The organism is Flavobacterium suzhouense (assembly GCF_042684765.1).
Classification (GTDB): Bacteria; Bacteroidota; Bacteroidia; order Flavobacteriales; family Flavobacteriaceae; genus Flavobacterium; species Flavobacterium suzhouense.
Genome location: NZ_JBHUMD010000003.1, coordinates 86,115 through 106,217, shown reverse-complemented (window position 1 = coordinate 106,217; position 20,103 = coordinate 86,115). Strand labels below are relative to the sequence as shown.

The following is a 20,103-nucleotide window of genomic DNA, read 5'->3' as shown; positions in this document are numbered from 1 at the left end:
AAATAAAGTATGAAACATCTTAACAAACTGTTCGTTGCTGCACTTATGGCACTGAGCTTGAATGCACAGGCGCAGGACGAAGACAACCCATGGTCAATTGGCTTTGGTGTTAATGCGGTTACTACCCGTTTTGGCGCGAGCGCTGATTTCACAGACAATTTTAATAAGTATTTTAAAGTTTCAGAGTGGAATATTCTTCCGTCTGTTTCTTACATCAATGTGTCAAGACACATCGGAAACAATTTCTCAGTTGGTTTAACGGGATCAGTTAATAAAATTGATAAATTATATCTTGATGAGGCAGCTACAACACACATCATTACAGCTGTGCCTGTTGATGATCTTACTTACTACGGAGCTGATGCTATCGTTAAGTATAGCATCTTACCAAAAAGTTGGTTTAACCCATTCGTTCACATTGGTGGAGGTTATACTTGGTTAGATGAGCAAGGTAATGGTACTGTTAATGGAGGTGTTGGTATCAACTTCTGGTTTACTGAAAATGTAGGTCTTACTGTACAGTCTACTTACAAACATTCATTTGAAAACCAAGCTGAGGCTAACGTTCCTAGACACATCCAACACTTTGCAGGTCTTACTTTCAAATTTGGTGGTAAAGACACTGATAAAGACGGTATCTATGATAAAGATGATGCTTGTCCTGAAGTTGCTGGTCTAAAAGAATTCCAAGGATGTCCTGATACTGACGGTGACGGTATTCCTGATAAAGATGATTCTTGTCCAGATGTTGCTGGTCTTAAAGAATTCAACGGATGTCCTGATACAGATGGTGACGGTATCGCTGATAGAGAGGATGCTTGTCCTGAAGTTGCTGGTCCTGCTAGCTTAAAAGGATGTCCTGATACAGACGGTGACGGTATCGCTGATAAAGACGATAAATGTCCGGATGTTAAAGGTCCAAGAGAAAACGGTGGTTGTCCATGGCCAGATACTGATGGTGATGGTGTACTAGATAAAGATGATCTTTGTCCTAACGTAAAAGGTACAGCTGCTAACAAAGGATGTCCTGAAGTAACAGAAGAAGTTGTTAAAAAACTGAACGATTACGGTAAAACTATCCTATTCAACAGTGGTAAATCTTCATTCAAAGATGAGACTATTCCGGTACTAGAGGCTATGAACGCTATCTTCAAAGAATACCCTCATGCTAAATTTATCCTTGAAGGTCACACTGACAGCGACGGTAGCAACGCACTTAACCAGACTCTATCTGAAAACAGAGCTGCTGCAGTTAAAACTTGGTTAGTAGAGCACGGTATCGCTGCAGACAGATTGAAATCAGTTGGTTTCGGTGAAACTAAACCAATCGCTTCTAACAAAACTGCTAAAGGTAAAGCGCAAAACAGAAGGGTAGAAGTTAAACTTATCAAAGAATAAGGATAACCTCCCAAAATAAATACAGGAAACGCTCCCATATCGGGAGCGTTTTTTTATTTTTATACCATGGCAGATGTAACTTTTCTCGATAAGCTAAGTACCCAATTAATACAGGATTATGATAATAACCTTCCCGATGTGGTCGTTGTATTGCCTAATAAAAGAGCAAGGATCTTTTTGTTGGAAGCTTTAAAAAAGCAGCTTTCGCAAACTGTGTTTGCACCAAAAATCATCAGTATTGAAGATTTTGTGCAGGACGTTGCCGGAATACGCTCTATTGATACTATCGGGCTGCTTTTTGAATTCCATACCGTTTATCTCGGGCTTACACCTAAAGAAAAGCAACAGCCATTTGAAACCTTTGCTAACTGGGCAAAGACATTATTACAGGATTTTAATGAGATAGACCGCTATCTTCTGGATCCCAAACATGTGCTTAGTTATCTTGAAAATATTCAGGAAATTGAGCATTGGGCGGTAGATGTGGACAAGCGCACGACCATGATCGAGAATTATCTTGAATTCTGGAAGTTGTTGCCGTCTTATTATAATGCTCTTTATGCGCATCTTTTAGAAAAAGGTTCGGGATATCAGGGTCTCATCTATCGTGAAGCGGTAAAGAATATCCACCATTTTTCGAATTCGTTTACCAAAGGGCAGATGGTTTTTGCGGGCTTTAACGCACTTAATGCTGCCGAGGAAAAAATAATTCAGCACTTAATGTCACTTGGTCAGGCTAAGGTGTATTGGGATATTGATTATGTTTTTCTGAATGATCCCTACCATGATGCGGGTTTGTTTATCAGGCGCTTTAAGAAAGAATGGAAACAATATGCACTACAGCCGTTTGAATGGATTACAAACGAATTTAGTGAGCCAAAGAACATTCATATCATTGGTACGCCAAAAACCGTTGGCCAGGCCAAAATTGCCGGTGAACTTGTTGAGCAGTTCCAGAAAGAAGGCTACAGCCTTGATAAGACGGCATTGGTCTTGGGTGAGGAGAGTATGCTTATTCCGCTATTATACAGCTTACCAAAAAGTGTAGGTGCGCTGAATATTACTATGGGCTACAGCAGCAAGAACAATCCTGCGCAGCTGCTTTTGCAGAAGTTATTTAAGCTGCATACCAATGCTATTAACCGTAGCGAAAAAAGCTATACACTGTATTACCGTGAGGTGATGGATGTGCTTACACATCCGTTGGTTGAGCCTTATTCCGGAGCTAAAGAGCTTATTGAGCTTATCAACAGTAATAACTTTACCTTCTTTTCGCATTCCAAACTATATGAATTGCATGCCAGTGCATCGCCTTTCTTCAGGTTATTGTTTGACCGTTGGGATGGCAATGTGGGAGATATATTAAAGAGGTTGTCGGATATATTGGTGACTCTTAAAGGTTTTATGAGTAATGATGAAGAAGAGGATAAGATTACCAAGGCTTTTTTGTACTCTATTTTTAAGGTAATCAATAAGCTTATAAATTACTACGAGGAACACCCTCAGATGGATAGTATAGCGGTGCTTTATACCATATACAAACAGGTTATTGACCTTGCTGAAGTGTCTTTTGAAGGAGAGCCACTTTCCGGTCTTCAGATAATGGGGGTGCTTGAAAGCCGTGTGCTTGATTTTGAGAATGTGGTTATTACCTCTATGAATGAGGGAAAATTCCCGGCAGGTAAAACCCAAAACTCATTTATACCGTATGACGTAAAGCGTGAATTGGGACTACCTACCTACAAAGAGAAAGATGCTATTTACAGCTTTCACTTTTACCACCTGCTTATGCGGGCTAAAAACATTTACCTGCTTTACAATACCGAAAGTGAAGGGCTGGATGCCGGAGAACGAAGCCGTTTCCTGACCCAGCTTGAAATAGAGAAACAGCCCAAACATAATCTTGTTTCGCAAATCTATAATGCTGTTTTGCCGCCTAAGGCTTATGAACCGATGGTAATTCCTAAAACCCAGAAGGTAATGGATCGTCTGAGGGAAATTGCAACAGGGAAAGGTTTTTCGCCATCGGCGCTTACCGGATATATCCGTAACCCGATGCAGTTCTATTACCAGAGAGTGTTGAGTATAAGAGAAGTTGAGGAAGTAGAAGAAAGCGTTGCGCTAAACACATTAGGAACCATTATTCATGGTTCTTTGGAAGTGTTGTATACACCTTATATTGGTAAATTTTTGGAGGTTCAGGATATAGATGCTATGACTACGCTGGCTGATGGTGTCGTATTAGACAATTTCAAAAAAGAATATAAAGAGGGGGAAATTAAAAAAGGACGTAACCTCTTGGCGTTTGAAGTTGCCAAACGTAATGTTCACAACTTTCTGAAATTAGAAAAGAAACTACTTTTAGATGGAGATGCAGTAAAAATATTGGCTCTCGAAAAAGAAGAAAAACGTCTTTTAGAAGATGAACGTCTGCCTTATCCGGTAATGATCTCGGGTAATATTGACCGTATTGAAGAACGTAACGGACGCATTCGTATTACGGATTACAAAACCGGAAAAGTTGAAAAGAACAATCTGGTGCTTAAAACCTGGGAAGGCCTTACGGAAGATATCAAGAACGAAAAGATCATACAGTTGCTTACTTATGCGTTTATGTATGAACCTCATGGCGAGGACAAGGAAACCGAAGCCGGTATCATTTCATTCAAGAACATGAAAAGCGGCTTTATGAATTTTGCTTTTAAAGATGGTTTCGATAAATCGGCACCGGTGCAGGATATAATAGATAGCGATGTTTTGGCTGAGTTCAAAACGCAGTTGGTAACCCTTATCAATGAGATACTGAATGCGGATATTCCGTTTGAAGAGAAGATAGTTTAAGGTCTGAGGTGGGATGTCCGATCTTCATTGTGGGAGCAGAAGTTATACCACAGAGCTTCACTAAGTCGGCACAGAGTATCACTGAGTTTTAGATTTGAAAGCGCTCTGAGAATTCTGCCGTTGGTAGAAAAGACTCTGTGTGCTTTCAAATCTAAAAGTCTTTGTGTATCTCTCGGTTTTCTCCGGGAGTCTCTGTGTAATTGCTTTTTAGCAACGCTTAAAAAACTCCAGTGTTTCTTTCAGTAGCTCTTTTCGGTTTTCTATGTGGCTCATGTGGCCATAAGGATACGTTACCAGTTTTACATCAGTTCCCTCTACCTGATCGGCGTGTTCGGTGTAAATAAGGCTTTGGTCGTGTTTGCCAAGCACCAGCAGGATGGGATAAGGTGCAAAGTGTAGTATTACCTCGCGGTCTTTGCGTATTTTCATGCCCTCTAAGGCAGCAACTATTCCCTGCAAAGGTGTTTTTACGGCCTGTTCGCGCAAATGCTCAATATCGTCAGCTAAACGCTCGCGTAGCTCTTCGTCAAAAAGATTGGCAATGCTCATGCGCACAAAGGCTGTAGCGTTTTGCTTAACGGCTTTGATAGCACGGTCACGATTCACTTTACGTTCGTCGCTATCGGCACGGGAAGTAGAGTTTTGCAATACTATACCTTTCATCATGTCGGGATACAGTTCGGCAAATGCCAATGCCACATAGCCTCCCATCGAGTGTCCCATAAAAATCGCCTTGCGGATGCGCAGCTCATGCAGTATGGCATAAACCGCATCGGCCATGTCCTCCATGGTGTGTACATAGCCCAGGCATTCTGTGTCGCCATGACCCAAAAGGTCGATAGTAATAACCCTGTACTTCTTAGAATACTCAGCTACAAAAAAATCCCACATGCTACTATTCTCCAGAAAACCATGAAGCAGTACTATAGCAGTGCCTTTTCCGGTTTCGGAATAGGCAAGGTTGATGTTTTTGTAAGTTAGAAGTTTCAAGTTTAATGTTTAAAGTTGCTCACTCAATCGGCATAAGTGTTCCCTGTCATTGCGAGGAGGTACGACGAAGCAATCTGTTTTTTAGATTGCCGCACTCCTCCGTGGCGGCGGATGCGTTCGCAATGACGGACACAAGAATAATGTGAGGTGCAAAAATACAGCTTACATATTAATTATTATACTAACAAAAACAAAAAAAACGGCTCACAATCGTAAGCCGTTTTTGTATTTATATGTTGTTTGAATTTAGATTGCCACACTCCGCTGCGCTACGTTCGCAATGACAGTGCGATATGTAGAGAATGGGTAAGCAACCCGAAACCCGAAACTCAATAACCCGAAACTACTGGTTCATTAATGTTTCAATCTCCTCTGCTTCAATAGGGATATTGCGCATCAGGTTGAAAGGCTCGCCAGATTCCTGGATCACTACGTTGTCCTCAAGACGTATACCAAAACCTTCTGCAGGGATATAGATACCCGGCTCTACGGTAAATACCATATTGGCTTTCATTGCCTCAACAAGCAGTCCGTAATCGTGGGTGTCAAGGCCAAGGTGGTGCGATGTACCGTGCATAAAATATTTTTTGTATGCCGGCCATGCAGGATCTTCGTTCTGAACATCGGCTTTGTCGATAAGGCCAAGGCCAAGAAGCTCAGAAGTCATTACTTTACCAACTTCTATATGGTATTGCTTCCAAAGCGTACCCGGAACAAGCATTTTTGTAGCCTCATTCTTTACACGAAGTACAGCATCGTATACTTCGCGCTGCCTTTTGGTATAACGTCCGTTAACCGGAATCGTACGGCTAAGGTCGCTTGAGTAGTTAGCATATTCGGCAGCCACGTCAAGAAGGATAAGGTCGCCGTCTTTACATTGCTGGTTGTTCTCGATATAGTGAAGTACGTTTGCGTTGTTACCTGAAGCTATAATAGGCGTATAGGCAAACCCTTTAGAGCGGTTGCGCACGAACTCATGGATAAGCTCTGCTTCGATCTCATACTCCATAACACCCGGCTTAACGAAACCAAGCAGTCGGCGGAAGCCTTTCTCGGTAATGTTGCATGCATTCTGCATAAGGTCAAGCTCTTGGCTTTCTTTTACAGAGCGAAGCCTTTGCAGTATTGGGTTGCTTTTGGCAACCTGGTGTGCAGGGTATTTCTCTTTCCACCATTTGATGAAACGGTCTTCGCGTGTCTGTGTCTGCACCGATGAACGGTAATGCTCATTTGTATTGATATACATCGTATCACAGTAGGTCATTACTTCGAAAAGCGTTTTTTCGAAATCCTGAACCCACATTATGTTTTTGATGCCCGAAACTTCGGTAGCACGCTCTTTAGTCAGTTTTTCACCTTCCCAGATAGCGATATGCTCGTTAGTCTCACGAAGGAAAAGTATCTCGCGCAGGTGCTCATACGGAGCATCCGGACAAAGCAAAAGAATGCTTTCTTCCTGGTCAGCCCCTGTAAGATATAATATATCGCGGTGCTGCTGGAAAGGCATGGTGCTATCAGCACTTATAGGGTAAATGTCGTTAGAGTTGAATACCGCAACGCTTTTAGGTTTCATCTCGGCCATAAATTTTTTACGGTTCTTGATGTACAGGTTACGGTCTATCTGATGGTATTTCATGATAGTGCAGTTTTATTATTTGATTTTCAAAAATACTAAGTTTATACCGAAATATTGTTAATTTCGGCTCGTTGATTTCTTTAAAATAATAGGTATGATTAAAGTGTTCAGATTTGTCGTTGTGATGTTTGTTTTTTCAGGATGTTTTAGCTGTAAAAAACAGGTGTCTGATAAACCGGGGATGAGCGATAATGAAGCAAATCAAATAATAAAGGAATTCGATGATAGTCTTCCGGATCCTCCAAGAAAACCTGTTGAAGAAGTAGGGGAAGTTATTTTTGGAGCAGATACATTCAAAGTTATCGAAGAAGAAACGGATAAGATTTCTATGGTCTCGCAATTTATCTATGATGATAACGGGAAAGATATGGTGACAACTAAGTACAGAGAAAAAATTTTCCATTTGATTAATAAGAATACGCAGGATACCATCACTATAAATAAAGAAATATTCAGAGAGTACAACACTAATGGCGACTTTGCTCAGCTTCTTTTACAATCGGCAGTGATGGACGCGTCATCCAAACAGGGAAATATTCCTTTAATGATCAGTCTTTGCAAGCCTGATACGGATGTCTGTGATAATTATGGAATTACAATAGTAAATGGTAAAGCTGTAATTGAAGAAGTTGATTTAGGAGAAATGGCGGAGTAGCTTACTCCACCCATTTATAATACCTCGCTCCAATCAAATTCGGGATATCTTTTTCTATCCTGTCCAGTACCCATTCGCCGGATGGTGCTAAAAGGCTTGCTTTCTGCTCTTTTTTATGGAGTTTCAGGTAAGTGTCAAAACCTATTTCCTGACTTTCGGCAAGGGTTTCAAAAAGCTGTGCGTTTTGTGCTGCAGTTTTCCAGCCTTGCTGAAGCGTTCCTTCAAAAACCTTCGATTTCGATCCGCTGCCGTACGCAAGGAAACCGAATTTCTTTCCGGTGATATCTGTATCAGCTTTGGAGAAATGACTTAAAGCGGATAATAACCCCATGAATACGGAACCCGTATATAGGTTGCCAATGGCGGATGATGCCGGTTCGGCAGGTTGCAGTTTCCGGTTTACAAAAGTTTTGTATTCTTCTGATTTTGCTATTTCTTTCAGTCGATTCTGGTAATCGGCAGCGTCTTCATTACCGTTTAGCAAGGGAATATTGGCATCAAGCGCAAAGATCTCGGCAAACATCCTGCGGCCCTGAAAGGCATAGGGCAGGTGCATAATGATGCTTTCCCAGGTATCGTATAGCGAACCTCTAGTATTGGTTGCATCTTTAAAGCGGTAATATGCTTCGCGGGTACGGTCGGTATAGCACTGGTTGGAATACTGTCCGTCAAAAACCGGCTGGTCTTTGTGAATTTCTATTTCAGCTTCCAGATTGCCAAACCACGGTTCGTTTTCCTCATGGTTGGTAATATTCCTCTTTGATAAAGTTCTGTACGGCTTAAAGAAGTCGAAAACCCCTTTGGTGCTCACGGCCCATTCGTTGCCTATAGCGATGATGCGTGGATTTGCAGTCACCAGCATAGCCAGTGCTCCCGCACCCTGAGTATACTCTCCGGTAGATTCAAGGTCATATCTGGCAATGTCGGTGGTGATTACTATGGCTTTTTTAGTCGGATTCAGCCTGATGTAATCCAGGCAGTTATGAAGGGCATCTATTCCGCCAATGCAGGCAAATGTAAAATCGACCGTATCGCAATTGCTGAAAGTATTCTCGCCAAACTTTTGTTCCATAAGCGTTGTCAGGAACGACCCTATAGGCTTGCTACTGTCAATGCCGCTTTCGGTTCCTACATAAATTCGGGCTATCTCCGCCGGATTGATACTGTTCTGCGTGATAAGCTTTGTGAGTGCGTTTGCTGCAAATACCACTGCATCCTGATGTGCATCGGGCAGTGTCATTTTTAGCAGGCCAAGGCCCTTTTCAAGTTTATCGGGGTCAATATTTCTTGCGTTAGCAAGGGTTTTTATAGGCAGGTGCAGTTTTGCGACATCAAAAGCTATCGCATCAATTCCAGTATTCATGTTTGTGTTTTTTGGAAACGTAAAGTTAAGCAGGTATCGTTGTATGAATATCCTAAAAATAGTTTTGAACGCCATTTTTATCAAATTATGAGAAAAAAGGGTGTAAATTTCTTAATTAGACAATTTCTAAATAAAGGAGTAATGCCTATTTTTGCGAAGCATTACATACAAATCAATACGCAATGAAATTTTATTCGCTTTTGGCTGCTTTTTTCCTTTTCGCTTTTACTGCTGCTCAGGATAAGCAAGGCTACCAGATATTCAATAAAGAAGGTAAATCCGTGACCTATAAAAAGATGCTGAATGCAACAGGAGATGCCGAAGTGGTATTCTTTGGAGAACTTCACGATAATTCGCTGATACATTGGCTGCAGCTGGAACTGACGAAAGATCTTGGTGAAAAACACAACCTTTTGCTTGGTGCCGAAATGATAGAGGCTGATAACCAAAAGCAACTGGATCAGTACCTGAAAGGAGAGATTGATCAAAAGGTTTTTGACAGTACGGCACGCCTTTGGCCTAACCATAAAACCGATTATAAACCATTGGTAGATTATGCAAAGGAGAAGCACTTCCCATTTATCGCTACCAATGTGCCACGCCGTTATGCAAGACAGGTAAATAAACAAGGTCTGGAGTCTTTAAACAGCCTTCCGGCAGAAGAAAAAAAATGGATAGCGCCACTGCCTATTGAATATGATGCTAATCTTCCTGGCTATATTGGTATGATGAAGATGATGGGTGACCATGCTACGCCAAATATGCCTAAGGCTCAGGCAATAAAAGATGCTACTATGGGATATTTTATTGCTGAAAACCTGAAGCCGGACACTGTATTCATTCACTATAACGGAACGTATCACAGTAATAATTTTGAGGGAATTAACTGGTACCTTAAAAAAACAAAACCTCAGGTGAAAATCATAACAATAGCCGCTGTGTCGCAAAAGGATGTCTCAAAACTGGATAAAGAAAGCCTTAATCTGGCTGATTTTATTATTGTTGTTGATGAAGACATGACGAAAACGCAATAGTTATAATTGTTTTAGAAATATAGTATTCTGATTTATATTGCAGATTTATAGCGGTTTTAGGAATTTAAAATTCCTAAAACCGCTTTTTTATTGCAAATACTTTATGAAAACTACCACTTTATACTGATTATAAATAAGCAATAAGGGTTGTGATGAATAGTATTTATGCCTTATTTTTGTTTGATTTTTTAAAAACCTTATCTTTTTAAACATACACTATGGCAAAATCTGCATTTTTGAAGTCTTCCATCGCCAAGAAATACTGGATGGCTTTAACAGGTTTATTTCTCTGCCTGTTCCTTACAGGACATTTACTGGGTAACCTTCAATTATTGTCTACTAGTAAAGATGCTGCACTGCACTTTAATCAGTACGCATTATTCATGACAACCAACCCGGCAGTAAAAATTTTATCTTACTTAACTTACATCTCTATCATTTTCCATGCTATCGATGGTATTGTGCTTACAGTGCAGAACCGCAAAGCAAGACCTGTTAGATATGTAATGAACAAACCAGGTAAAAACACTATCTGGGCGTCAAGAAACATGGCGGTTCTGGGGACTATTATCCTTGTGTTTATTGTTACGCACATGGTTAGTTTCTGGGCAAGAATGCACTTTGATAAAGCAATGCCGCTTCAGACTATCAGCATCAATGCAGGTGGTATGCCTCAGGAATTCTATGTAACTACTGATGGTGGTTATATTCCTAAAATGCAGGTAGATCAGGGTCAGATTAAAATTGAGAACAGAACTGAATTTTATGATGCAGGTGCTAATGTGAAAATTAAAGAGGGTTATAAAGATCTTTACAAGATTACTGTTGCTTTCTTCAAGCAGCCTCAGTACGGATTGCTTTATACAATTCTATATGTAATCTCTATGGTAGTTTTAGGATTCCACCTTTACCACGGTTTTGGTAGTGCATTCCAGTCTTTGGGTGCTAACAATCCTAAATACAACGGATTCATTAAATCATTTGGGTATGCATTTGCAATAATAGTTCCGCTATTGTTTGCTGTTATCCCTGTATATATTCACTTTTTTATAAAATAATCAACATCAGTAACTATGTTAGATTCTAAGATACCCGAAGGGCATATATCCAAAAAATGGACAGATTATAAAGACCATTTAAAACTGGTTGCCCCAAACAACAGACCAAAGATTGATGTAATTGTTGTAGGTACAGGCCTTGCAGGAGCTTCTGCTGCTGCTTCCCTTGGTGAGATGGGATACAATGTTAAAGCATTTGCTTTCCAGGATTCTCCACGCCGTGCGCACTCTATTGCTGCTCAGGGAGGTATTAATGCCGCAAAAAACTATCAGAATGATGGTGATAGTGTTTACAGATTATTTTATGATACTATAAAAGGTGGTGACTACAGAGCGCGTGAAGCAAACGTTCACCGTCTTGCTGAAGTTTCAGGTAACATTATTGACCAGTGTGTGGCTCAGGGTGTTCCTTTTGCACGTGACTACGGCGGAATGCTAGACAACCGTTCGTTTGGTGGTACTCAGGTACAGCGTACTTTCTATGCTGCAGGACAAACAGGTCAGCAGTTATTGTTAGGTGCTTACTCTGCACTTTCAAGACAAATAGGTCTTGGCCGTGTTGAAATGTACAACCGTCACGAAATGCTTGATATCGTTAAGATTGATGGCAAAGCACGTGGTATTATTGCACGTAACCTTATTACAGGAGAAATTGAAAGACATTCAGCGCACGCTGTAATCATCGCTTCGGGTGGTTATGGTAATGTATACTTCCTTTCTACAAATGCAATGGGAAGTAACGTAACTGCTGCATGGAAAATACATAAAAAAGGAGCGTACTTTGCAAACCCTTGCTACGTACAGATTCACCCAACATGTATCCCAGTTCACGGAACAAACCAGTCTAAGCTTACGCTTATGTCTGAGTCGCTTCGTAACTCAGGACGTATCTGGGTTCCTAAGAAAATTGAAGATGCTCAGGCTATCCGTGCCGGTAAACTAAAACCGACTCAGATTGCTGAAGAGGATAGAGATTACTTCCTTGAAAGAAGATATCCTGCGTTTGGTAACCTTGTGCCTCGTGACGTTGCGTCTAGGGCTGCAAAAGAGCGTTGTGATGCAGGTTTTGGTATCGAGGCTAATGATACTAACGAAGGTGTTTACCTTGATTTCTCTTCTGAGATCATCAGTAAAGGTAAACAGGCTGCTTATGCTGCCGGTAACCACCATCCTTCTGACGAAGAAGTTATCAAACTTGGTAAAGCTTGGTTAGAAGAGAAATACGGTAACCTTTTCCAGATGTACCAACAGATTACTGATGAGAATCCGTATGAAACCCCAATGAAGATCTATCCTGCGGTACATTATACCATGGGTGGTGTTTGGGTTGATTATAACCTTCAGAGTACAATTCCTGGCTGTTTCGTAGCGGGTGAGGCTAACTTCTCTGATCACGGTGCTAACCGTCTTGGAGCTTCTGCTTTGATGCAGGGTCTTGCTGATGGGTATTTTGTACTTCCTTATACAGTATCAGATTACCTTGCAAATGATATCCGTACAGGTAAGATCTCTACAGATCTTCCTGAGTTCGTTGAGGCTGAGAATGCTGTTAAAGCACAAATTGATGGTTTCCTTAACAACAACGGTACTAAATCGGTAGATCATTTCCACAAACGCCTTGGTAACATCATGTGGAACAAAGTAGGTATGGGTCGTAACGAACAGGGTCTTAAAGAAGCTGTTGCTGAGATCGATGCACTAAGAGCCGAGTTCTACAAAGATGTGTATGTTCCGGGTTCTGCAAATGAACTTAACCCTGAGTTAGAGAAAGCTATCCGTGTAGCTGACTTTATGGAACTTGGTCAGCTTATGGCTATGGACGCACTTCAGCGTAACGAGTCATGTGGTGGTCACTTCAGGGAAGAATATCAGGACAGCGAGGGTGAAACCCTTCGTGATGACGTTAACTTTAATTTCGTAGGTGCCTGGGAATATGGCGGCAGCGATATTAATAACGAAAAGCTTCATAAAGAAGTTCTTAACTACGAGTATATTAAAATTGCCGCAAGGAACTACAAATAAAATTCAACAGAGATGGGTTCTAATAAAAATATAAATATAAACCTTAAAATCTGGCGTCAGAAAGATGCTAAATCTAAAGGACAAATAGAAACTTACAAACTTGATAATGTTTCTACTGCGAGTTCATTCCTTGAAATGCTTGATCAGCTTAACGAGCAGCTTATTAACGAAAGGAAAGAGCCTGTGGCGTTTGACCACGATTGCCGTGAAGGTATTTGTGGTATGTGTTCGCTTTACATTAACGGACAAGCTCACGGACCTGCAAGTAAAGTAACTACTTGTCAGCTTCACATGAGATCTTTTAAAGATGGTGATACTATTTATGTTGAGCCATGGAGATCTAAAGCTTTCCCGGTAATAAAAGACCTTATTGTTGATCGTTCTGCTTTTGACAGAATTCAGCAGGCAGGTGGTTTCGTTTCTGTGAACACTTCAGGACGTACTATCGATGCTAATGCTACTCCGGTGCCTAAACATGATGCTGACAGATCTTTCGAGGCTGCTGCATGTATCGGTTGTGGTGCTTGTGTTGCAAGCTGTAAAAATGGTTCTGCTATGTTGTTTGTTGGAGCAAAAGTATCTCAGTATGCATTGCTTCCGCAAGGTAAAGTTGAGGCAACTCAGCGTGTACTTAACATGGTAAGACAAATGGACGAAGAAGGATTCGGTAACTGTACTAATACAGGTGCTTGTGAAGTTGAGTGTCCTAAAGGAATCTCTCTTGAGAACATTGCACGTATGAACAGGGAATACCTTTTCGCAAGCGTTAAATAATCTACAAGATTAGTTATATAGAAAATGCCTCGCTGAAAAGCGGGGCATTTTTATTATGATACGTGCTAAATGTTATTAATCTATGCTGATGTTTCCGCTTGTTTGGCGACATTTTCAAGGAAAGCTACAAAATTGTCTTCGTGGGCTACTTCAAGTTTTTTACGGATACGGTAGCGGGCATTTTCAACACCTCTCAGCGAAATATTTAGTAAAGGTGATATCTCCTTATTGGTAAGATTCATTTTTACGAACGCACAAAGCCTTAATTCCCTTTTGGTAAGTGTAGGATTCAGCTTCTTCAGTTCTTCGAAAAAGTTATGATGCACCTTCTCAAAATTCACGTCAAATACTTCCAGATATTCTTCGCCTATTTTATGGGTATTCAGCTTTTGGAATATCTGTAATAGTTTTTTGCGTGAATCGTCATTTTTAACGTAATCCTTAAGTTCTTTAAGGTCGGTGGTTATCTCGTTGAAAATATCTTTCTTTTTAATGAGAAGCATAGTGTAATTAGCCAGTTCCTTACTGTTGTTAAGTACTTCTTCCTGCAGGTGAATACGGTCTTTATTGATCTGCTCTTTATCACGCTGTAATTTCAATTGTTCAAGTTCCAGCTCAAGCATTTTTTTAGCTTTTAAAGCCTCTGTTTTTGTTTTTTCGTGGTCACGTTCGATTTTTCGTTTAACATACCGCACAATGGCTATAATTAGCAATGCGGCTATGATAACATACAATGCATAGGCCAGATTTGTTTGATACCATTTAGGAAGGATAGTGAAATAGTAGGTGGTTTCCTTACCTAAAAGACCTGCTGTGTTTCGGCTGCGGACTTTAAAAGTGTAATTGCCCGGCCTAAGGTGTGTGTATTCTTTGTAAGCAATGTTTTGCCATGCCGACCAGTTGTTGTCTACATTTTCAAGCTTATAGCTGTACTGTATCTCCGTTCCGTGCGTCATTTTTGGAGAAGCAAACTCAAAACGCAGGATGTCCGTTTGGTTGGGTAGTATTTCGGGATTGTCTTTATTGTTGTCAAGAGGAAGCAGGTTTAACTGCTGGTCTCTGGAAAATGATACCTGGGTAATGCTTGTGTTTATGCCCGGGCTGAGTCCAGGATTAGAAACTGTGTACATAAACAAGCCATTGGTTGTGCCAAACAGAATGTTGTTTCCTGCAAGAGGGGCTATGCTCTCCATTCCACGATTAAAGCTGCCTTTGAGGTTAAGGAAAAGATCTTTATGAAGCTCCGGTTTCTTTTCAGCTGTATAAAAGTAGCCGGCTTCATCATCCTGTACAAACCAGGTTTTATTGCCGGACTGCATAAGCTTTCTGGTGTTCTTAGCAGGGTCAAGTATAGCGTTTAATCTTGCGTGAGGAGTGAAGCGATTGTGCTTATTATCAAATCGGTAGATGCCGGTATTGGTAGTAAAAACGACCTCGTTGTTCCAACGTGTAACATTTACATTGAATGCTGACTCGAGTCCGTTTTTGTTTGTGTAATGGTCTACAGAGCTTATACGGGTATAGGATGGATTAATCCTAATTCTAAAGACACCCTTGTAACCGTGACATACCCAATAGGTATAAGGTTCGTCGGCGGGAAGTATATCTCTTGCCGATTCGTCAAATCCACTCAGTTTTTCGTGCAACAACCATTCTCCGTCACTTTTTTCAAGCAGATAGAGACCATTGTAATGAGAAGCAAGGTAAAAGTGGGGTTTACTTTTAATTGGGGTTACTTTCCAGAAGCCTGAAACCGTACCGATTTTTATGGCATTATCGCCTTCAATCCTGAAAAGGCCATTGTCGTGGCTCACTATGATGTCGCCTTCCAATTGTTGCAGCGACCATGCCTGGCCGTGTAGATTATTGATTTTTTTAAAGTCATGGGTGGTTGAAGGTGTCTTGCTGTTGAAGTAAGAATAATACACGCCCTGGTTGGTAGCAAGGTACAGACTGTTACTATATGTAAGAGCATCATAAACAGAGGCTTTGTTGAATAGGTAGGTGTATGGCGAAGTAAAGTCGATGTACGCAAGGCCATTGTTTTCAAGCACCCAAATATTGCCATCTGCTGCTGTATACATTTTATGAATAACAGCATCCTGAAGATCCTGTAAAACAGCAGGGCTGGGGATGGTAAATCCTTTGCTGTCGGTCATTATGATTTTGTTGCTCAGGGTTCCTATAAAAAGATCGCCATTAGCATATTTTATAGCAGAAGATACAATGTCGCGCCTGTTGGTGTCAAATACATTATTCAAAAGCTGTAAAACACCTGTTGATGGATTTCCTTCATAGATGTTTCCCTGCTTGGTTATGGCTAAAACATTTCCGGGAGTATTTCCCGGTAATAGGGATACAATTTCCTCATTGTTGTATTGTTTTGCCTCGAAAGCCATTTTAGGCTCAATTCCTCCCGATTCAAGTTTTAGGATGCCGTAATTGGAGTCCTGCATATAATAATCTTTACCAATAAGGTTTGAATAAATGAAAGAAGTATTTGCCGGGATATGGGTTGCGATTTTATTGGTAATAATGATCAGCTCGTTAAACGAACGGCATATTGCTCGGTCGTCTACAGCTTTAATGTCCCAAATATTCTCAATGTTTTTGCCTTCAAGCTGAAGTTCTTCAATGAGTGATTTGTAAACAAATTTTCCATTCCTGTTTTTTTGTAAAGTACCAATCTCATTGTAACCCCCGGCATAAATGACGGCTTTTTTGTCTATTTCAAGGCTACGGACAGATGAGTTGTTTGGCAGGTTGAGCTTTTGCCAGTGTTCACCATCAAAAATTACAACCCCGTCATTATTGCCGAAAAATATGGTTCCTGACTTGTCTTCGGTCATACACCAGAATTGGGGATCGGCATTAAAATCGGTTCTGCTATACTGGGTTATTTTTCCGGAGAGTTTTTGGTGGTCAGACGAGTTGTTTTGTGCTGATAAGCAATAATGCAATAAAAGAAGTGAGAAAATATAGATAAAGTTTTTTTTCATGCTGTTTGTTAAATCTTTTTTAAGCCGGTGTTAATACGAAAAATACCGCAAACGATGTAATTAACATTCGGTTTGTCAAAATTGAGGGGCTATTATAGTACAAAACTACTCATTTTTTTTAATGTATAAATTTTTGTTATACAAATAATTATAAAAAAAAGGTAGGTGTTTGAGAGTACGTTTTTGGCTAATGGTGTACGCAAAGTGTATAGCCTTTTTTAAATGTTAAAAGGCATAATTATAATTTGGCTTCACTAAAATTTGAGTCGAAAACGATTTCGGCTATGCTAAATTTGCTGTTTTCTTAATTTGGTTCATTAAGAATTGCTAAATAGGCATAACCTGATGGTTTTCATTGCTTTAAAATTAACCCTAACCCAAACAAAATCTTATGCGATTTAAAAACTACTTAATCTTATTGTTCCTGTGTTTTTCGGCAGCGACTTTTGCTCAGGTAAAAGGAACTGTTGTTGATGCAGGTACAGGTATGACCCTGCCGGGAGTAAATATTCTGGTAAAAGGATCTACCACTAATGCTTCTACCGACATGGATGGTAATTTTGCCATTAATGCCCAGGTAGGAGATGTTTTAGTGTTCACTTACATTGGATATGCAAGCCAGGAAGTTACTGCATCATCATCAATGAAAGTACAACTTAAAGAAGATGCCCAACTATTACAGGAAGTCGTGGTAGTAGGTTATGGTGCGCAACAGAAAAAAGACATTACCGGTGCAGTAGGTGTTGTTGACGGTAAAAAATTTGAAAACCGTGTAAACAATCAGGTGTCAAGTTTATTACAGGGACAAACTGCAGGTGTACAGGTAACATCTAACACAGGTAAGCCAGGAGGTGGTTTTAGTGTAAGGGTACGTGGTACTTCATCAATCACTGCGGGTAGTGACCCTATTTATGTAATTGATGGTGTAATCACTTCGGATACACGTGCTATGAATCCTGCTGATATTGAAACGATATCAATCCTTAAAGATGCTTCTTCGGCGGCTATCTATGGTTCTCAGGGTAGTAATGGTGTTGTTATTATTACCACTAAACAGGGTAAGAGTGAGAAGCCAACACTTACTTATGAAACGTATACAGGTTTCCAGACAGTATGGAAAAAACTTAATGTGCTTAATGCTGAGCAATATAAAGAATTACAAGCTGAAAGAGGCTTAGGGACTTCTCCAGGTTTCTGGGATGATCCAAGATATCAGTACAATACGAATTGGCAGGATGAAATTTTCAGAACCGGAGTTTCAAACAGCCATCAGGTATCATTTTCAGGAAAAAGCAACAAGACTTCATACTATGTGTCTGGTGGTGTTGTAAACCAGGAAGGTGCTGTAAGAAGTGCCGAAATGAACAGAAAAACGTTTAAAGTAAACCTAACTCAGGAAGTTACAGACTGGTTAAAAATAGGTACTAGTATTAACTACGTAGATTATACTGATGTTGATGTGAATGACAGTAATGGAGTTGGAAGCGGAGGAGTTCTTCTTGGAGTGCTTAATACGCCACAAAACATTGGTATCTACAATGAAGACGGTTCATTTACAAGTAACCCTTTCCAAAACTGGGAAAACCCATATTCAAATACTGATGGAGCACAAAGACAATACAGACTTCAGCGTGTATTTGGTAACGTATATGGTGAGTTTAAAATTCTTAAAGGACTTACATTCAGGTCTGCTCTTAACGTAGATCATAATAATACGGCTTATGATTATTTCCTTGACCCGTACAGAACCAGTTACGGTAGGGCTATGAAAGGTATCAGCCGCTACAATACAAGCCGTTATAACTATTACATGTATGAGAATACATTAAACTACAAGCTTAATGTAAAAAAACATGCTATAGAGGCTGTTGCAGGTACTGTTTACCAAAAATCATTATGGGAAAGCGCTGATATTGAAAGAAGAGGATTTGCAGGTGATGGTGTTCCTACTCCAAATGCGGGGGCAACAATTAATACTGCTACAGCAAGTAAAGCAGAAAAGTACAATTCGTCTTTTATTTCAAGAATCAATTACTCTTTTGATGATAAATACCTGTTCACTGCTAACTTCAGGGCAGATGCTTCAAGTGGATTTGGACCAAACCATAAATGGGGTTATTTTCCATCGTTTTCTGCGGGATGGAGAATTTCTAATGAGGAATTCCTTAAAAATGTTACAGCGATCAATGACCTTAAGCTAAGAGCAGGTTGGGGTAAAGTTGGTAATGACAACATTGGTAATTATACATGGTATCAAAGAATTACACCGGGATCAAACTATCCAATTGGAGGTGCTGCACAGCCTGGTAATTACCCGGCATCAATACAAAATAGCGATCTTAGATGGGAAGCCTCAGAGCAGATAAATTTTGGTATTGACTTAGCACTTTTCAATAATAGGATAAAATTTAGCGTTGATGCCTATAAAAAAACAAGTGACGACTTACTTTTGGGTGTACTTCTACCAAGAACAACAGGTGTTAATGATGTTACAATGAATGCCGGTGCTCTTGAGAATAAAGGGATGGAGTTTCAGTTAAGTACTGTAAACTTTGATGGCGAAGACTTTAAATGGTCTACCGATTTCAATATTTCTTTCAACAGAAATGAGGTGACTAATTTGCTTGGTCAAAAATATAACTATGGAAGTATAGCTTCCAGAGGTGATGCAATACTAGTGCAGGAAGGACATGCGCTTGGTGAGTTCTTCGGTTACCAATGGGGAGGAGTAGATCCTGCTACAGGTAATGTATACTACATAGGTGCCGACGGTGAGCCAACTTTTGATCCGACTGAAGAGGATAAAAAAATAATTGGTAATGCAAATCCTGATTTTATTTATGGTTTCACAAATAACTTCAGCTACAAAAACTTTAGCCTGAATATTTTCTTCCAGGGATCTCAGGGTAACGACATGCTGAATGCTTCACGTTTTGATACTGAAAGTATGATGGATTCAAGAAATCAAAGTACTGCAGTGCTTAACAGATGGCAAAACGTGGGAGATATAACTAATGTGCCAAGAGTTGAGACAAATGGGTTAACAAAGAATTCTGAAATTTCTACTCATTATGTTGAAGATGGTTCTTATCTGAGACTTAAAGCACTTACATTGGGTTATGATTTCTCGAAGAGCGTTCTTGACAAGATTGGTATCAGTTCATTAAGATTGTATGCAACAGGAGAAAACCTTTTAACTTTTACTAATTACTCAGGTTTTGACCCGGAAGTTAACTTTGGAGGAAACAGTAACACGACAATTGGAATTGACTACGGTACATATCCGCAAACAAGAAACATTATATTCGGTATCAGGGCTTCACTATAAATAAA

12 protein-coding genes are annotated in these 20,103 nt (G+C 40.1%); 8 read left to right on the top strand and 4 right to left on the bottom strand.

Annotation, left to right across the window (positions count from 1 at the left end):
- The first annotated feature begins 9 nt into the window (after positions 1–9).
- Positions 10–1,398 carry an OmpA family protein gene (locus tag ACFSR3_RS01300; protein ID WP_379819368.1) on the top strand — a complete coding sequence of 463 codons (1,389 nt, stop codon included), beginning with the start codon at positions 10–12 and terminating at the stop codon, positions 1,396–1,398.
- 66 nt (positions 1,399–1,464) lie between these two features.
- Positions 1,465–4,239, top strand: a complete 2,775-nt coding sequence (locus tag ACFSR3_RS01295; RefSeq protein WP_379819367.1) for a PD-(D/E)XK nuclease family protein — start codon at positions 1,465–1,467, stop codon at positions 4,237–4,239.
- 207 nt (positions 4,240–4,446) lie between these two features.
- Here the strand turns inward: ACFSR3_RS01295 and ACFSR3_RS01290 are convergent, their stop codons facing one another.
- Together ACFSR3_RS01290 and ACFSR3_RS01285 are read right to left on the bottom strand one after the other, a co-directional pair.
- A complete protein-coding gene (locus tag ACFSR3_RS01290; protein WP_379819366.1) occupies positions 4,447–5,229 on the bottom strand; it encodes an alpha/beta fold hydrolase in 783 nt (260 codons plus the stop codon).
- Positions 5,230–5,572: 343 nt separating this feature from the next.
- Entirely contained in the window at positions 5,573–6,865 is a 1,293-nt protein-coding gene (locus ACFSR3_RS01285) for an aminopeptidase P family protein (RefSeq protein ID WP_379819365.1), read from the bottom strand.
- 103 nt (positions 6,866–6,968) lie between these two features.
- On the opposite strand from ACFSR3_RS01285, the gene ACFSR3_RS01280 reads away from it, so the two are divergent.
- A complete protein-coding gene (locus ACFSR3_RS01280) occupies positions 6,969–7,520 on the top strand; it encodes a hypothetical protein (protein ID WP_379819364.1) in 552 nt (183 codons plus the stop codon).
- A gap of 1 nt (position 7,521) precedes the next feature.
- Here the strand turns inward: ACFSR3_RS01280 and ACFSR3_RS01275 are convergent, their stop codons facing one another.
- The gene (locus ACFSR3_RS01275) at positions 7,522–8,883 is read right to left on the bottom strand and encodes a hydroxymethylglutaryl-CoA synthase family protein (protein ID WP_379819363.1); all 1,362 of its coding nucleotides are present in this window, start codon (positions 8,881–8,883) and stop codon (positions 7,522–7,524) included.
- A 182-nt stretch (positions 8,884–9,065) separates the two neighbouring features.
- Here ACFSR3_RS01275 and ACFSR3_RS01270 point away from each other — a divergent pair, with 182 nt between their 5' ends.
- From ACFSR3_RS01270 to ACFSR3_RS01255, 4 genes are all read left to right on the top strand, one after another.
- Entirely contained in the window at positions 9,066–9,917 is an 852-nt protein-coding gene (locus tag ACFSR3_RS01270; RefSeq protein WP_379819362.1) for a ChaN family lipoprotein, read from the top strand.
- 218 nt (positions 9,918–10,135) lie between these two features.
- On the top strand, positions 10,136–10,975 hold the full coding sequence (locus tag ACFSR3_RS01265; RefSeq protein WP_169521076.1) for a succinate dehydrogenase cytochrome b subunit: 840 nt from the start codon (positions 10,136–10,138) through the stop codon (positions 10,973–10,975).
- Between the two features lie 15 nt (positions 10,976–10,990).
- A complete protein-coding gene (locus tag ACFSR3_RS01260; protein ID WP_379819361.1) occupies positions 10,991–12,997 on the top strand; it encodes a fumarate reductase/succinate dehydrogenase flavoprotein subunit in 2,007 nt (668 codons plus the stop codon).
- Between the two features lie 12 nt (positions 12,998–13,009).
- Complete coding sequence (locus ACFSR3_RS01255; protein WP_114757578.1) at positions 13,010–13,771, top strand: succinate dehydrogenase/fumarate reductase iron-sulfur subunit; 762 nt, start codon at positions 13,010–13,012, stop codon at positions 13,769–13,771.
- An 80-nt stretch (positions 13,772–13,851) separates the two neighbouring features.
- On the opposite strand, the gene ACFSR3_RS01250 is transcribed toward ACFSR3_RS01255, so the two are convergent.
- Positions 13,852–16,770: a helix-turn-helix and ligand-binding sensor domain-containing protein gene (locus ACFSR3_RS01250; protein WP_379819360.1), complete on the bottom strand. Its 2,919-nt coding sequence runs from the start codon at positions 16,768–16,770 to the stop codon at positions 13,852–13,854.
- A 391-nt stretch (positions 16,771–17,161) separates the two neighbouring features.
- Here ACFSR3_RS01250 and ACFSR3_RS01245 point away from each other — a divergent pair, with 391 nt between their 5' ends.
- A complete protein-coding gene (locus ACFSR3_RS01245; protein WP_379819359.1) occupies positions 17,162–20,098 on the top strand; it encodes a SusC/RagA family TonB-linked outer membrane protein in 2,937 nt (978 codons plus the stop codon).
- Positions 20,099–20,103: the final 5 nt, after the last annotated feature.

Excerpts from the sequence above, each read along its gene's own strand:
- ACFSR3_RS01300 (WP_379819368.1), top strand. The coding sequence starts at position 10 with ATGAAACATCTTAACAAACTGTTCGTTGCTGCACTTATGGCACTGAGC.
- ACFSR3_RS01295 (WP_379819367.1), top strand. The coding sequence starts at position 1,465 with ATGGCAGATGTAACTTTTCTCGATAAGCTAAGTACCCAATTAATACAG.
- ACFSR3_RS01285 (WP_379819365.1), bottom strand. The coding sequence starts at position 6,865 with ATGAAATACCATCAGATAGACCGTAACCTGTACATCAAGAACCGTAAA.
- ACFSR3_RS01275 (WP_379819363.1), bottom strand. The coding sequence starts at position 8,883 with ATGAATACTGGAATTGATGCGATAGCTTTTGATGTCGCAAAACTGCAC.
- ACFSR3_RS01270 (WP_379819362.1), top strand. The coding sequence starts at position 9,066 with ATGAAATTTTATTCGCTTTTGGCTGCTTTTTTCCTTTTCGCTTTTACT.
- ACFSR3_RS01265 (WP_169521076.1), top strand. The coding sequence starts at position 10,136 with ATGGCAAAATCTGCATTTTTGAAGTCTTCCATCGCCAAGAAATACTGG.
- ACFSR3_RS01260 (WP_379819361.1), top strand. The coding sequence starts at position 10,991 with ATGTTAGATTCTAAGATACCCGAAGGGCATATATCCAAAAAATGGACA.
- ACFSR3_RS01255 (WP_114757578.1), top strand. The coding sequence starts at position 13,010 with ATGGGTTCTAATAAAAATATAAATATAAACCTTAAAATCTGGCGTCAG.
- ACFSR3_RS01250 (WP_379819360.1), bottom strand. The coding sequence starts at position 16,770 with ATGAAAAAAAACTTTATCTATATTTTCTCACTTCTTTTATTGCATTAT.
- ACFSR3_RS01245 (WP_379819359.1), top strand. The coding sequence starts at position 17,162 with ATGCGATTTAAAAACTACTTAATCTTATTGTTCCTGTGTTTTTCGGCA.